Raw genomic sequence first — 14000 nt, forward strand, 5'->3', positions numbered from 1 at the left:
GGCTCGGTTAGAGCGCCATCCGGGCGAGGGCCGCGAGCAGGGTCCTCGCTCTGTCGCCGTTGAGCGAATAGTAGATGGTCTGCGAGGCGCGGCGGGTGCTGACGAGGTGCTCGCGCCGCAGGATGGCGAGGTGCTGCGACAGGGCGGACTGGCTCAGTGCCAGCTGCTGGTTGAGCTCGGTGACCGACAGCTCCTGGCCGTCCAGCAGGCACAGGATGCGCAGTCGGTTGTCGTTGGCCATCGCCTTGAGCAGGGCGCTGGCGCGGTCGATGACGCCATCTCCGCCCTCTAGCAGGCTCGCCGCCTGGCCTTCGGTAGTGCTCATGGTGTGTCACCCCTCGTGCTGTCTGTCAGGGGGCAGTCGGTGCCCCTTCCTTGCCGCTGGCAAGCCCCCGGGGTTCGTCGTGGGGCGCCGTGCCATCGTGTACGGCACTGCCCGCCTTTTCTGATTCAGTCATTACTCAATAATAGTTCAGTGTGGCGATCCCCACGGGCATGGCGGCCACTTTCTGTGGTTTTTGTCGACAACGTGGCGCGGTGCGTGGTCCATTTGTCGAAGATTCACCCTTCGTATGAGGTTTTTGGCGTTTCCCTGTTCTAGGGTGTCAACAATTGTGGCGATATCCATTGAACAGGCAGGCGTCCCATGTCCACCTACCGCAGCGAATATCAGCGTTCCATCGAACACCCCGAGGCCTTCTGGGCCGAGCAGGCCGAGCGCCTGCCCTGGGTCACCCCGCCCACGTGCATCCTCGAGTACGACGATCAGGGTCACGCCCGCTGGTACGGCGACGGCGAGCTCAACCTCTGCCATGCGGCCCTCGACCACCACATCGAGCAGGGACGCGGCGAGCAGGCCGCGCTGCTGTGGGACTCGCCGGTCAGCGGCGGCAAACGGCGCTACACCTATGCCGAGCTGCGCGACCGGGTGGCGCGCTTCGCCGGGGCGCTGCGCGAGCTCGGGGTCGGGAAGGGCGACCGCGTGGTCATCTATCTGCCGATGGTGCCGGAGGCGGCGATCGCCATGCTGGCCTGTGCCCGGCTGGGGGCCGTGCACTCGGTGGTGTTCGGCGGCTTCGCGCCCCACGAGCTGGCCGTGCGCATCGAGGACGCCGAACCCAGGGTGGTGATCGCGGCCTCCTGCGGCATCGAGGTCGACCGGGTACTGCCCTATCAGCCGATCGTCCAGGCCGCCCTGGCGCAGAGTGCCCACCGGCCCGAGGCCTGCGTGATCCTGCAGCGCGAGCAGTGTCCGGCCGAGCTCGGCGAGGGCGTGCATGACTGGGCGACGCTGGAGGCCGCGGCGGCGCCGGCCGAGTGCGTGCCGGTCACGGCCACCGATCCGCTCTACGTGCTCTACACCTCCGGCACCACCGGCAAGCCCAAGGGCGTGGTGCGCGACACCGGCGGCTATGGCGTGGCGCTGCACTATTCGATGGAAGCGATCTACGACATGGCGCCGGGCGAGGTGTTCTTCTCGGCCTCTGACGTGGGCTGGGTCGTGGGGCATTCCTATATCGTCTACGCGCCGCTGCTGCGAGGCTGCACCACGGTCGTCTATGAAGGCAAGCCGGTGCGCACGCCGGATGCCGGAGCCTTCTGGCGGCTGATCGACGAGTATCGGGTCAAGGCCTTCTTCACCGCACCGACCGCCTTCCGGGCGATCAAGAAGGAGGACCCGGAGGGACGTCTCCTGAGGGAATACGATATCTCGTGCCTCAAGGCGCTGTTCCTGGCCGGGGAGCGGCTGGACCCGCCGACCTTCCACTGGCTGAAGGGAATGCTGGACGTGCCGGTGGTCGACCACTGGTGGCAGACCGAGACCGGCTGGCCGATCGCCGCCAACCTGCTGGGGCTCGAACCGATGCCGGCCAAGGCAGGGTCGGCCACGGTGCCGGTGCCGGGCTTCGACGTGCGCATCCTCGATCGTGGCGGCCACGACGCGCCGGCCCTGGAGCAGGGCAGCGTGATGATCAGGCAGCCGCTGCCGCCGGGCTGCCTGACCGGCATCTGGCGCGATCCGGCGCGCTTCCACGCCGCCTACATGGCGGCCTTTCCCGGCTATTACCTGACCGGCGATGCGGGCTATCTGGACGAGGACGGCTACCTGTTCATCATGGGTCGCACCGACGACGTCATCAACGTGGCCGGCCACCGGCTCTCCACCGGCGAGATGGAGGAGGTGGTGGGCGGCCATCCGGCGGTGGCCGAGTGCACGGTGATAGGCATTCACGATGCGCTCAAGGGTCAGGTGCCGGTGGGGCTGGTGATTCCCAAGGACGGTTTCGACGGCGATGAGGCGACCCTGGAGCGCGAGCTGGTCGAGCGGGTGCGCGAGATGATCGGCCCGGTGGCCTGCCTCAAGCAGGTGCTGGTGGTGGAGCGTCTGCCCAAGACCCGCTCCGGCAAGATCCTGCGCAAGCTGCTGCGCCATATCGCCGACGGCGAGGCCTACGGGGTGCCCTCGACCATCGACGACCCGGCCAGCCTCGATGATGTGCACGAGGCGATGGTGGCACGCTCGCTGGGCAGTGCCGACAAGGCGCACCAGCAGTAGGGCGGCGGGCACGGCGGCGGGTTTGGCCCCCGGCAGGCGGGCGCGTATAATTCGCGACCGTTCGCCGGGGTGCCGGCTGTCATTCGATGAGGGTTCCCTCACCCCTCCCGCCAAAAAGGTGTCCGATGTTCGCGCTTACCGCCGCCCAGACCCGCCGCTGCCTGATGTGGCTGGTCGCCTTCCATATCCTCGTCATCACCGCCAGCAACTACCTGGTGCAGCTGCCCTTCAGCCTGTTCGGGCTGCATACCACCTGGGGGGCGTTCAGCTTTCCCTTCATCTTTCTGGCCACCGACCTGACCGTGCGGCTGTTCGGCAAGGAGCCGGCCCGGGCCATCATCCTGCGGGTGATGTTTCCGGCGCTGGTGATTTCCTACGTCGTCTCGGTGGTGTTTCCCCGCGGCGGCTTCGCCGGGTTCGAGGCGCTGGGCGAGTGGAACCTGTTCGTGGCGCGCATCGCGCTGGCCAGTTTCATGGCCTATGTGATCGGCCAGCTGCTCGACGTCACCGTCTTCGACCGCCTGCGCCGGCTCAAGGCCTGGTGGGTGGCGCCGGCGCTGTCGACGCTGTTCGGCAACCTGGCCGACACCTTCGCCTTCTTCTCGATCGCCTTCCATCATGGCCCCGATGCCTTCATGGCCGCCCACTGGCCGGAGATCGCCTGGGTGGACTACGGCATCAAGCTGGGCATCAGCCTGGCCTTCTTCCTGCCGCTCTACGGCGTGCTGCTGGGCTGGCTGACGCGCCGGCTGGTGGCCTTCACCGGTGAGCGCGACCTGGCCCCGGAGCAGGCCCGCTAAATCCTCAAGGAGTTTCCCATGACCCTCGCCCTCCATCATGTCGATACCGGCGGCGACGGCACGCCGCTGGTGGTCATCCACGGCCTGCTGGGCAGCGCCGACAACTGGCGCTCGCACATCAAGAAATGGCAGGAGCTGCATCGGGTGATTGCGGTGGACCTGCGCAACCACGGCCGCTCGCCGCACGCCCCCGGCATGGGCTACGCCGACATGGCGCGCGACGTGCTGGCGCTGCTGGATCGCCTGGAGGTGCCGAAGGCGCACGTGCTGGGGCACTCCATGGGCGGCAAGGTGGCGATCACCCTGGCGCGGCTGGCGCCCGAGCGGCTGGCGTCGCTGATCGTCGCCGATGTCGCCCCCCAGGCCTACGGCCACGGCCACGACAGCGAGCTCGGTGCGCTGCGGCGCGTGCGCGACGAGCGGCCTGCCGGCCGTCGCGAGGCCGATGCGCTGATGGCGGATTTCATCGACGAACGCACCACGCGGCTGTTCCTGGCCACCAACCTGGTGCGTGGCGAGGACGGCATGACGGTGCGAGTCGGACTGGACCAGATCGCCGAGGACTATGCCTCGATCAGCGGCGAACCGGACGGTGAGGGCGCCTTCGAAGGGCCGACCCTGGTGGTGCGCGGCAGCCGCTCACCCTACGTGACCGATGCCATGCTGCCGGCACTGCGCGAGGTGCTGCCGAACGCCGAGCTCGAGACCCTGGACGCGGGTCACTGGCTGCACGCCGAGCGGCCCGAGGAGTTTCAGGCGACGGTCAACGACTTCCTGGCCCGCCAGCCCGACTGACGCCGACGCTGACGCCGACGCCGGGCCGGGCCGGCGTCGCGTCAGCGCTCGAGGTCGACCGCCAGGCGATCGACCGGGGTCACGCTCGAGACCAGGTGACGGTCGGCCAGGAAGCGCTCGAAGCCGGCGTAGCGGCCGTCGTGCAGGGCCGAGGGTGTCAGGCTCAGGCGCGCCATGGCCTCGGGCCAGGCGGCGCGGTTGGTCGGCGTGTCCAGCGCGGGCTCGGCCTGGGCCAGCAGCGCCCAGCTCTCGTCCGGATGCTCGACGATCCAGGCGGTGGCTTCTTCCAGCGCGCCCACCAGCCGGACGATGGCGTCCCGCTGCTGGGCCAGGTGGTCTCGGTTGGCGACCAGGATCAGGCCGTCGTAGCGCGGCACGCCCATGTCTTCGCTGGTGTAGGTCGCGGTCGAGATGCCGTCGTCGGCCAGCGCGCGCGGCAGCAGATAACGCACGGCGCCGATCACGCCATCCACGCGCTCCTCGCGCATGGCCTGCTCCAGGCGGAAGTGCAGGGCGGGGCTGTCCAGGTCATCGCGTGACAGCTCCTGCTGATGCAGCAGGCTGGCCAGCAGCACGGTATCGGCGTCCTGATCGGCGTGGCCGATGCGCTTGCCGGACAGCGAGGCGATGTCGATGCTGTCGTCGAGCACCAGCGAGGCGAGCGGCAGGCCGACCAGGGTGGCCACCCGGATCAGCGGCTTGCCCTGATCGACCATCAGGTGCAGCAGCGGCTGGCGCGTCAGCGCCAGGTCGACCCGCGAGGTCACCAGCAGCTTGATCGGCACGTCGGGGTCGGCTGGGGTCTGGATGTCGACGTCCAGGCCGCGCTCGGCGAACAGGTCGAGCCGGCGGGCCACGAACAGCGCGGCGTGCCGCGGGCTCGGGTACCAGTCGAGCATCAGCGAGAGATGCGTCACCGGCGGCGGGGCGATGGGCTCGGCGGGGCCTACGGCCACGGCCGGGGCGGTGGGGCGCGTGGGCGTGTCCACGGTCGGCCCGCTTGGGCCGTCCTCGAAGGCGGCCAGCGGATCCTCGGCGGTGGCCGGCGGCCCGGTCAGCCCCAGGTCGGGGACCATGACCTCGGTGCCGAGCGGCGGATAGCCGCCTTCTGGCGCCTCCGGGGCGGCGTGGCCGAGCGGGGGCAGCGCGGGCAGGCCGAGCGCCAGGACCAGCATGCCCCAGGCGTGCGATCGGGCCGGGCGGCGAATGAATGACAGCATGTCAACGGCTCCAGCGATGCCCGGGAAAGGGCGATGAGAGCCCCGGGCAAGGGGAAAGACGCGCCTAGTCTATCGGCGTCGGGTCCCGCCTGACCAGCTTGGCCGTCAACGTGGCGCCGGGCGTCGCGGCGCCTCGTGGGCCGTGAGATACTGGGATAACTTTCTGAGGCAGGACGCCATGGACACGATCAACACCCTCTTTCTGCTCAGCGGTTTTCTGATCGCGCTGAGCGTGCTGGCCAGCCGGCTGTCCACGCTGGTGGGCGTGCCCCTGCTGCTGCTGTTCCTGGGGCTCGGCATGCTGGCGGGCGAGGAGGGCGTGCTCGGCATCGCCTTCGACGACTACCCGCTGGCCTTCCTGATCGGCCATCTGGCGCTGGCGATGATCCTGCTCGACGGCGGCCTGCGTACCCGGCTGAAGACCTTCCGCGTCGGCTTCAAGCCGGCGCTGTCGCTGGCGACCATCGGGGTGTTCGTGACCAGCGCGCTGGTCGGCCTGATCGCCATGTGGGTGTTCGGGCTCAGCCTGGTGCAGGGGCTGCTGGTGGGCGCCATCGTGGGTTCCACCGACGCCGCGGCGGTGTTCTCGATGCTGGGCGGGCGCGGCATCAACCTCAACGAGCGGGTCGGGGCGACGCTGGAGATCGAGTCGGGCACCAACGATCCGATGGCGATCTTCCTCACCCTGATGCTGGTGGAAGTGCTGGTCGGCGACATCGGCGGCTGGCTCGACACGACCCTGTTCTTCCTGCAGCAGTTCGGCGTCGGCATCGCGCTGGGCCTGGGGGCCGGCTGGCTGATCGCGCGGCTGATCAGCTGGGTGGATCTGGCCCCCGGGCTCTATTCATTGCTGGCGCTGGCGCTCGGCTTCTGCGTGTTCGGGGCGACCAGCGCGCTGGGCGGCAGCGGCTTCCTGGCCATCTATCTGACCGGCCTGATGATCGGCAATCGCCCCGGGCGCCACCTCAACTTCATCCTGCCGGTGCACGACGGCCTGGCCTGGCTCAGCCAGATCGGCCTGTTCCTGGTGCTGGGCCTGCTGGTCAATCCCAGCGAGATGATGACCTACGCGCTGCCCGCCGCGGGCGTGGCCCTGGCCTTGATCTTCGTCGCTCGCCCGCTGGCGGTGCTGATCGCCATCAAGCCGTTCTTCCGCTTTCGCTGGCGTGAGGTGGGCTTCATCGCCTGGGTCGGGCTGCGCGGGGCGGTGCCGATCGTGCTGGCGATCTTTCCGGTCATCGGCGGGGTCGAGAATGCCTCGCTCTACTTCAACGTCGCCTTCGCGGTGGTGCTGCTGTCGCTGTTGATCCAGGGCGGTTCGCTGCCGTGGATGGCGAAACGCCTCAAGGTCGAGCTGCCGCCCAGCGTGACGCCCAAGCGGCGCGGCCCGCTGGGGATCCAGCCCGCCAACGACTACGAGATGTTCGTCTATCGCGTGGAGAGCATCGATCTCGAGGACGTGCCGATTCGGCTGCTGCGCTTCCCCTCCGGCGCGATGATCGCCTCGCTGTTTCGCGACGGCACCATGCTGCATCCCAAGGGCAGCACGCGACTGAGCCGTGGCGACGTGCTGTGCGTGATCGGCCGCGGCGACGATCTGCCGGCGCTCAATCGGCTGTTCAACGGTGACGCCACGCTCAAGCGCGAACGCGCCTTCTTCGGCGCCTTCAACTTCAACGGCGACGCGCGGCTGGGCGATATCGCCGATGCCTATGGCCTGACGCTGAGCCCCGGTGAGCACGACATGACGCTGGCCGACTTCATCTCGCTGCGCGTCGGCGGGCATCCGGTGGTGGGCGATGACGTCGATTGGCATGGCATCCACTGGGTCGTCAACGAGATGGACGGCAACCGGGTGACGCGGGTGGGGCTGAGGCTTTACTGACGGCGGGATCGAGCGCCGGCCGCCGAGGACGTGAACCGTCGGCGGCCGGCAGGAGGGTCAAGGGGTATCTGATGATTCTTTGGCCTTGGCGATTCTCCAGATCACGATAGCGCCGATCAGTGATGCGGCGCTGGCGATCCAGATGCCATACTCGGTGAGGAACGACAAGCTGTCTCCCATGCGTTGGTGAGTTGTCAGGGGTGATGTCCCTATCGACCGCTCGCGCGGGAAATTGAACGTTTTTTCATGAGGCATGCGTGGTCGCGACGCGGCGATGATGCACGGTGATCGACACAAGGAGCATTCTGATGGACCTGATACGCATTCTGTTGGCGATTCTGCTTCCCCCGGTGGGGGTCTTTCTCCAGGTCGGCTTCGGCCTGCATTTCTGGATCAATATCCTGCTGACCCTGCTGGGCTACATCCCCGGCATCGTCCACGCGGTCTGGATCATCGCCAGGCGCTAGTCGAGGCGCGCTGAGCAAAGTGGTAGGCAAGACGAGAGAAGGGGCGGCATTGGCCGCCCCTTCTCCGTATCCATGCGTTCTGCCCTCTGGCGGCCTGATTGGCGTGACCGCGCGCTCATCGGGCATGCTTGCCAAATGGTGTCAAAAAAGGTGAATGTCGATTTGATGATGCCAATATTTCCGCTTATTGCTAGTATCACTAAATAAGGGATATTTGAATCATTGGCGTGATCTGATGCATCGCGCTGGGATGCCAGCAGTCTTCGAGAGAGCCATCACATGGGAAGAACCTTCGCCTATTGCCGGGTCGGTGTCGCCGAGCCGACACTCGACGATCAGCTCGCGACCATGGAGGCCGCCAACTACCGAATCGCGTCCTATCGCGCGATCAGCGAGTCCGTGAGCGGCGCCGTTCCGGCGATGGAACGACCGGCCTTCCGTACCCTGGTCGAACACAAGCTGGAGCCCGGCGACACCCTGGTGGTGCTGGCGCTGGATCGGCTCGGGCGGGACGGCATCGACCTGCAGCGAAACGTGGCCCGCCTCTCCGAGGCCGGCGTTCGGGTGGTGTCGCTCGATCTGCCGGTGCCCGACCTGGCGAGCGATGAGGGGCGGCTGGTCTTCCGGGTGTTCGAGGCCTTCGCCGACTTCGAGCGTCAGCGCATCGCCGAGCGCACCCGAGAAGGGCTGGCGCGGGCCAGGCGTCGGGGCAAGGCGCTCGGGCGCCCCGTGGCCGTCGCGACTACCGAGAAGGTGCAGGCGCTCAAGGCGGATGGGCTCAGTCAGTCGGCCGCAGCGGCGCGCTCCGGGCTGAGCATCGCCACGATCAAGCGCCACTGGAACAGGCGAACGACGAGCGAGAGCTGAACCCCGGGGCCGCGCCGATCATGCCGCTTGGCGTCTCCGGGGAATGCGATAACACATTGATCGCATGAAACTCTTGACCAAAACAGAAAGATTGGTAGTATATGCGCCGTGAGCCGGAGGGATGGCAGAGCGGTTGAATGCACCGGTCTTGAAAACCGGCGTAGGTGAGAGCCTACCCAGGGTTCGAATCCCTGTCCCTCCGCCACCTTCTTCTTAAAGGGGACCAGCTTAGGCTGGTCCCCTTTTTCGTTTTGTGGTGGGTCGCGAAAGCCTCGTTCGTGTCTCCACAGGGTGACAAGCGTGTCGGGTCGAAACTTGCGTCACTGCCGTGCAGGCGGCATCCTGTTGGATATCGCCAAGATCAACCACACGGAGCTTTGGATCGATGGCTTACCAAGACATGCGAACGACGACGCAACAGACGAGTGCCGTCAGCGCCAACAAGGTCCTGCGCAACACCTATGGCCTGCTGGCGATGACCCTGCTGTTCTCCGCCGTCACGGCCGGGGCCGCCATGGCCCTCGGCATTCAGCAGATGAACATTCTGGTCTTCTTCATCGGCGCCTATGGCCTGATGTTCCTGGTCCACAAGACCGCCAACTCCGCCATGGGCCTGCTGGCGACCTTCGCCTTTACCGGCTTCATGGGCTTCACCCTGGGGCCGATCCTCAGTGCCTACCTGACACTGCCCAACGGTGCCCAGCTGATCATGACCGCGCTGGGCCTGACCGGCCTGACCTTCTTCGGCCTCTCGGCCGTGGCGCTGGTCACGCGCAAGGACTTCAGCTTCCTGGCCAACTTCCTGATGGCTGGCGCCATCGTGCTGGTGCTGGCCATGCTGGCCGGGCTGTTCTTCCAGATTCCGGCGCTGTCGCTGATGGTGTCCGCCGGCTTCGTGCTGTTCGCCTCCGCGACCATCCTCTACCAGACCAGCGAGATCGTGCACCGGGCCGGCGAGACCAACTACATTCTCGCCACCATCACCCTCTACGTGTCGATCTACAATCTCTTCATCAGCCTGCTGTCCCTGCTCGGCATCATGAGCCAGGATTGACGCCAGCCGCGGCGATGCGAGAATTGCTGGCCCCGCTTCGGCGGGGCCAGCCTGTTTCTGAGAGGATGATATGCGCTACGCGATCCTGCTGATGGGGTCTCCCTACAGCGATCAGGCCAGCCACTCGGCGCTGCGATTCGCCCGGGCGCTGCTGGCGCGAGGACACCGCCTGGAGGCGGTGTTCTTCTACCACGACGGGGTCTACAACGCCGCGCGCCTGTCGGCGCCGCCCCAGGACGAGCCGCATCTGGCCGACGGCTGGGTGGCGTTGCATGAAGAACAGGGCGTGGCGCTCCAGGTGTGCATCGCCGCGGCGCTGCGTCGCGGCCTGATGGACGAGCGCGAGGCGGCCCGCCATGGCAAGGCGGGGCACAGCGTCGAGGCGCCCTTCGAGCTGACCGGCGTCGGCCAGCTGGTCGACCTGAGCCAGCGCTGCGACCGGCTGGTGACCTTCGGGCCCTGAGGAAGATAGCGACATGAGTGACGAACACGAACCGCTCGCCGGCGATCTGCTGGTGATCCTGCGTCATGCGCCCCACGGCAGCAGCTGGCTGCGCGAGGGCCTGGACGTCGCCCTGGTGGCCGCCGCCTTCGGCACCGAGGTCTCGCTGCTGTTCATGGGCGAGGGCGTCACGGCCCTGGTCGAGGACCAGACGGCCGGGGCGCTGGGTCAGAAGGGCACCGCGCCCACGCTCGAGATGCTGGAGATGTATGATATCGAGACGCTGTGGGTCGAGGCCGAGGCGCTTTCGCGCTTCGGTCTCGATGCCGACGAGCTGATGCTCGCGCCCCGTGCGCTGGAGGCCGGGGCGATCGCCGAGGCGGTCCGAAAGCACCCGCGCGTGCTCACTTTCTAGCCTGGTCGGGAGCCCGATACCATGAAACTCCATATCGTGAACCGCTCGCCGGCCAGCTACCGCGTGCACGAGCAGGCGCTGGCCGCCATGGGTCCCGAGGATCGCCTGCTGCTGATCGAGGACGGCGTGCAGGGCGGACTGCCGCAGCTGGTACGCCACTTCGAGGCGATTCCGGGGCGCCTCTATGCGCTGCGTGAGGATCTCGAGGCGCGCGGGCTGCTGGGCCGCTGTGACGCCTCGGTGCAGGTGGTCGACGTCGACGGCTTCGTCCAGCTGACCGAGGAAGCCGAACACACTCTGAGCTGGTACTGAGCATGGCAAGCACAGAAGTATACCGTTATCTTACCGTCTCCAATGACAGCATCGGCCTCGATCCCGAAGGCTATCTGGTCGATCTCGATCAGTGGTCGCCGGCGGTGGCCGAGGCGCTGGCCGAAGAGGAGGGCATCGCGCTGGACGCCGAGCACTGGGAGGTGCTCGAGGTGCTGCGCGCCTTCCATGCCAAATACGAGATGGCGCCGGCCATGCGGCCGCTGGTCAAGGCGGTGGGGCGCGAGCTGGGCCCCGACAAGGGCCGTTCGATGCACCTGATGCGGCTGTTCCCCGGCAGCCCCGCCAAGCGCGCGGCGCGGCTGGCCGGACTGCCCAAGCCGACCAACTGCCTGTGAGGCGCTTCCCATGAACTTCCTGGCCCACGGCTGGCTCGCTCGCGGCGGCAGCGACGACTTCCTCTACGGCAGCCTGATCGCCGATGGGGTCAAGGGCATCGATCTCGACGCCTGGGAGCCTGACGTGGCGGCGGGCATTCGCCACCATCGTCGGGTCGACGCCTTCATCGATCGCCATCCGGTGCTGCTCGAGGTCAAGGCCCGGGCGCCGCGCGACGGACGCCGCGTGGCCGGCATCGCCCTGGATCTGATGTGGGATCACTGCCTCGCGCGCCGGCTGACCGTCGCCGAGCGCGACTGGCTGGTCGCGCGCTGCTATCGGCTGCTGGATGATCGCCCGGCGCCGGCTCGGCTGGCCACGATGATGCCGGCGCTGGTGCGCCAGGACTGGCTGCGTGGCTATGCCGATTTCCGCTTCACCTGCCGCGCGGTGGCGGGGCTGGGACGCCGGCTCTCGGGCCCCAACCGCCTCGCCGCACTGCTGCCCTGGCTAGAGCGCGACTATCTGGCGCTGGACGAGGCCTTCACCCGGCTGTGGCCGGACATCGAGGCGCGTCTCGACGTGCCGCTCGAGGCGGACGCCCCGGGCTCAGTCGACGCGCAGCCACAGGCAGCGGACCGCATCGCCCGGCGCCACTGACGCCTCGGGCGGGATCACCGCCAGGGCGTCGGCGCCGACGCAAGACGAGAGCACCCCGGAGTTCTGATCCTCGAACGCATGGGCCTCGATGTCATCGGCGCCGAAGTTCAGCGTCACGCGCATGTAGTGCTGGCGAGGCCCGGTGCGAGTGGAGAAGGCGGCGCGGGCGTTCAGCGCCGGCAGCGATCCCATGGCGGGACAGCCCAGCAGCGCGCCCAGCAGCGGGCGCAGGAACAGCCAGGCGCCCACATAGCTCGAGACCGGGTTGCCCGGCAGGCCGACGAAGCGCGCCCCGCCGCCGGCATCGGAGCCGGACAGCCGGCCCAGCGCCAGCGGCTTGCCGGGGCGCAGCGCCAGCCGCCACAGATCGAGCCGCCCCAGGGCCTCGACCGCACCGCGCACGTGATCCTCTTCCCCCACGCTGACGCCGCCGGTGGTAATCACCACGTCGGCGACCTCGACGGCCTCGCCGAGCAGGCGTCGCGTGCTCGAGGCGTCGTCCGGCACCGCGGCGGTCATCACCACCTCGGCGCCGAAGCGTTCGAGCAGCGTCGCAAGCATCGGGCGGTTGGTGTTGTAGATCTGGCCCGGCGCCAGCGGCCGGCCCGGATCGACGATCTCGTCGCCGGTGGAGAGCAGCGCGACCCGCGGCCGCCGCCGAAGCGTGACCTCGGTGATGCCCTGGCCGGCGAGATGGCCGAGTGCGGCGGCGTCGAGCCGGGTGCCGGCGGCCAGCAGCGGGCTTCCGGCCGCCACGTCGCGGCCGCGACGGCGCAGGTTGTCGCCTGCCGGCACGTGCTCGGGCATCCGGGCCCGGTCGCCGTCCACCTCGACCTTCTCCTGCATCACCACGCAGTCGGCCCCGGGCGGGATCTCGCCGCCGGTGAAGATGCGCGCGCACTGGCCCCGCTCGAGCGGCGCGGCCGGCGCTCCGGCGGCGATGCGCTGACTCACCGGCAGCCAGCGGCCGGCGTCGGCGTGATGCAGGGCATAGCCGTCCATGGCGCTGTTGTCGAAGGGCGGCACGTCGAGTCGCGCGGTAACCGCCTCGGCCAGCACGCGCCCCGCGGCATCGGTGACCACCAGGCGCTCGCCCTCGACCGGCGTCACGTCGGCCAGCAGCGCCTCCAGCGCCGCCTCGACGGGCTTGAGCTCAGCCATGCTGGCCTCGCTCGGGGATGACCAGATTGGCCGGACCTTGTAGAGAGCTGCAGGGTTTGTGCCGCTGGCGTGTGATTTTATCCATGCTGGCCTCGCTCAGGGATGACCAGATTGGCGAAATTGCACGGCTTGTGCCGACTGTCGAGCTGCTCGGCGAGGATGCCGTCCCAGCCGGTACGGCAGGCGCCGGTGGAGCCGGGCAGGCAGAACACCACGGTGGCGTTGGCCAGGCCGCCGAGGCAGCGGCTCTGCACCGTGGAGCTACCGATCTCTTGCCAGGACAGCTGGCGGAACAGCTCGCCGAAGCCCTCGATACGCTTGTCGAGCAACACCGAGACCGCTTCCGGGGTGGAGTCGCGGCCGGTGAAGCCGGTACCGCCGGTGGTCAGTACCACCTGCACCTCGGGGTCGGCGATCCAGTCCGCCACCACGGCGCGGATGCGATAGACGTCGTCGGGCACGATGCGCTTGTCGGCCAGCCGGTGGCCGGCGGCGCTGAGCCGCTCGACCAGCGCCTGACCGCTGCGATCGGTGTCCTCGGTGCGGGTATCGGAGACCGTCAGCACCGCCACCGACAGCGGAATCATCGCCTCGTTCGTGGCGTCGCTCATGACCGGGCATCCTGCTTGGCCGCGTTCTTCGCTTCCTGGCGCGCCTCGAAGGCGTCCAGCTGTTCCGGCGTGGCCTTGGCCTGGTAGAGGTTCTTCCACTCGCTGTAGGGCATGCCGTAGACGTATTCGCGGGCGGCTTCGTAGTCGAGGGTCTCGCCGCGTTCCTCGGCGGCGGCTACCAGCCACTTGGAGAGGCAGTTGCGGCAGAAGTCGGCGAGGATCATCAGCTCGATGTTCTGCACTTCCTTGTGCGCGTCCAGGTGGCTCAGCAGACGGCGAAAGGCGGCGGCTTCGAGCTCGGTGCGGGTGCTGTCATCCAGGTGTTGCATGAGGCTGGCTCCACTGTCGTTCTGGACCATGTGCTCTGGCCCATGGGGTAGACGTTCAGCTTATCAAAACTCGTTCGCGCTGGGGCGCG

17 protein-coding genes and 1 tRNA gene are annotated in these 14000 nt (G+C 68.2%); 13 read left to right on the top strand and 5 right to left on the bottom strand.

Translation table 11 applies throughout. The features are described 5' to 3' along the window. Window positions 1-7: 7 nt before the first annotated feature. The gene (locus MYL53_RS03750; RefSeq protein ID WP_247852077.1) at window positions 8-325 is read right to left on the bottom strand and encodes an ArsR/SmtB family transcription factor; all 318 of its coding nucleotides are present in this window, start codon (window positions 323-325) and stop codon (window positions 8-10) included. 321 nt (window positions 326-646) lie between these two features. Here MYL53_RS03750 and MYL53_RS03755 point away from each other — a divergent pair, with 321 nt between their 5' ends. The 3 genes from MYL53_RS03755 (at window position 647) to MYL53_RS03765 (ending at window position 4152) form a co-directional block, all read left to right on the top strand. After that, window positions 647-2557, top strand: coding sequence for a propionyl-CoA synthetase (locus tag MYL53_RS03755; protein ID WP_247852078.1), 1911 nt, complete (start codon window positions 647-649; stop codon window positions 2555-2557). A gap of 125 nt (window positions 2558-2682) precedes the next feature. Then, window positions 2683-3357, top strand: a complete 675-nt coding sequence (locus MYL53_RS03760) for a 7-cyano-7-deazaguanine/7-aminomethyl-7-deazaguanine transporter (RefSeq protein WP_247852079.1) — start codon at window positions 2683-2685, stop codon at window positions 3355-3357. Window positions 3358-3375: 18 nt separating this feature from the next. After that, on the top strand, window positions 3376-4152 hold the full coding sequence (locus MYL53_RS03765) for an alpha/beta fold hydrolase (RefSeq protein ID WP_247852080.1): 777 nt from the start codon (window positions 3376-3378) through the stop codon (window positions 4150-4152). Between the two features lie 41 nt (window positions 4153-4193). On the opposite strand, the gene MYL53_RS03770 is transcribed toward MYL53_RS03765, so the two are convergent. Beyond that, on the bottom strand, window positions 4194-5372 hold the full coding sequence (locus tag MYL53_RS03770) for an ABC transporter substrate-binding protein (RefSeq protein ID WP_247852081.1): 1179 nt from the start codon (window positions 5370-5372) through the stop codon (window positions 4194-4196). A gap of 178 nt (window positions 5373-5550) precedes the next feature. Between MYL53_RS03770 and MYL53_RS03775 the strand changes: the two genes are divergently transcribed. The 10 genes from MYL53_RS03775 to MYL53_RS03820 all read left to right on the top strand — a co-directional run bounded on the left by MYL53_RS03775 (window position 5551) and on the right by MYL53_RS03820 (window position 11810). Beyond that, the gene (locus MYL53_RS03775; RefSeq protein ID WP_247852082.1) at window positions 5551-7257 is read left to right on the top strand and encodes a potassium/proton antiporter; all 1707 of its coding nucleotides are present in this window, start codon (window positions 5551-5553) and stop codon (window positions 7255-7257) included. A 308-nt stretch (window positions 7258-7565) separates the two neighbouring features. Next, complete coding sequence (locus MYL53_RS03780; protein ID WP_247852083.1) at window positions 7566-7724, top strand: YqaE/Pmp3 family membrane protein; 159 nt, start codon at window positions 7566-7568, stop codon at window positions 7722-7724. A 279-nt stretch (window positions 7725-8003) separates the two neighbouring features. Beyond that, the gene (locus MYL53_RS03785; RefSeq protein WP_247852084.1) at window positions 8004-8591 is read left to right on the top strand and encodes a recombinase family protein; all 588 of its coding nucleotides are present in this window, start codon (window positions 8004-8006) and stop codon (window positions 8589-8591) included. Window positions 8592-8706: 115 nt separating this feature from the next. Beyond that, window positions 8707-8796, top strand: a tRNA-Ser gene (locus tag MYL53_RS03790). A 180-nt stretch (window positions 8797-8976) separates the two neighbouring features. After that, window positions 8977-9645, top strand: a complete 669-nt coding sequence (locus MYL53_RS03795; RefSeq protein ID WP_247852085.1) for a Bax inhibitor-1/YccA family protein — start codon at window positions 8977-8979, stop codon at window positions 9643-9645. Window positions 9646-9715: 70 nt separating this feature from the next. Beyond that, entirely contained in the window at window positions 9716-10108 is a 393-nt protein-coding gene (gene tusD / locus MYL53_RS03800; RefSeq protein ID WP_247852086.1) for a sulfurtransferase complex subunit TusD, read from the top strand. A gap of 13 nt (window positions 10109-10121) precedes the next feature. Further along, a complete protein-coding gene (tusC, locus tag MYL53_RS03805; protein WP_247852087.1) occupies window positions 10122-10502 on the top strand; it encodes a sulfurtransferase complex subunit TusC in 381 nt (126 codons plus the stop codon). A 21-nt stretch (window positions 10503-10523) separates the two neighbouring features. Further along, a complete protein-coding gene (tusB, locus tag MYL53_RS03810) occupies window positions 10524-10814 on the top strand; it encodes a sulfurtransferase complex subunit TusB (protein ID WP_247852088.1) in 291 nt (96 codons plus the stop codon). Between the two features lie 2 nt (window positions 10815-10816). Further along, window positions 10817-11170 carry a TusE/DsrC/DsvC family sulfur relay protein gene (locus MYL53_RS03815; RefSeq protein ID WP_247852089.1) on the top strand — a complete coding sequence of 118 codons (354 nt, stop codon included), beginning with the start codon at window positions 10817-10819 and terminating at the stop codon, window positions 11168-11170. Window positions 11171-11180: 10 nt separating this feature from the next. Beyond that, window positions 11181-11810, top strand: a complete 630-nt coding sequence (locus tag MYL53_RS03820) for an acyl carrier protein phosphodiesterase (RefSeq protein ID WP_247852090.1) — start codon at window positions 11181-11183, stop codon at window positions 11808-11810. Here MYL53_RS03820 and MYL53_RS03825 read toward each other — a convergent pair. The 3 genes from MYL53_RS03825 to MYL53_RS03835 form a co-directional block, all read right to left on the bottom strand. Next, on the bottom strand, window positions 11760-12971 hold the full coding sequence (locus MYL53_RS03825; RefSeq protein WP_247852091.1) for a molybdopterin molybdotransferase MoeA: 1212 nt from the start codon (window positions 12969-12971) through the stop codon (window positions 11760-11762). The genes MYL53_RS03820 and MYL53_RS03825 overlap by 51 nt on opposite strands. A gap of 77 nt (window positions 12972-13048) precedes the next feature. Then, complete coding sequence (gene moaB / locus MYL53_RS03830; protein ID WP_247852092.1) at window positions 13049-13582, bottom strand: molybdenum cofactor biosynthesis protein B; 534 nt, start codon at window positions 13580-13582, stop codon at window positions 13049-13051. Further along, entirely contained in the window at window positions 13579-13911 is a 333-nt protein-coding gene (locus MYL53_RS03835; RefSeq protein ID WP_247852093.1) for a DUF1244 domain-containing protein, read from the bottom strand. Before MYL53_RS03835 ends, moaB begins: the two co-directional genes overlap by 4 nt. Between the last annotated feature and the right edge of the window lie 89 nt (window positions 13912-14000).

Source organism: Halomonas getboli (assembly GCF_023094245.1).
Classification (GTDB): domain Bacteria; phylum Pseudomonadota; class Gammaproteobacteria; order Pseudomonadales; family Halomonadaceae; genus Halomonas; species Halomonas getboli.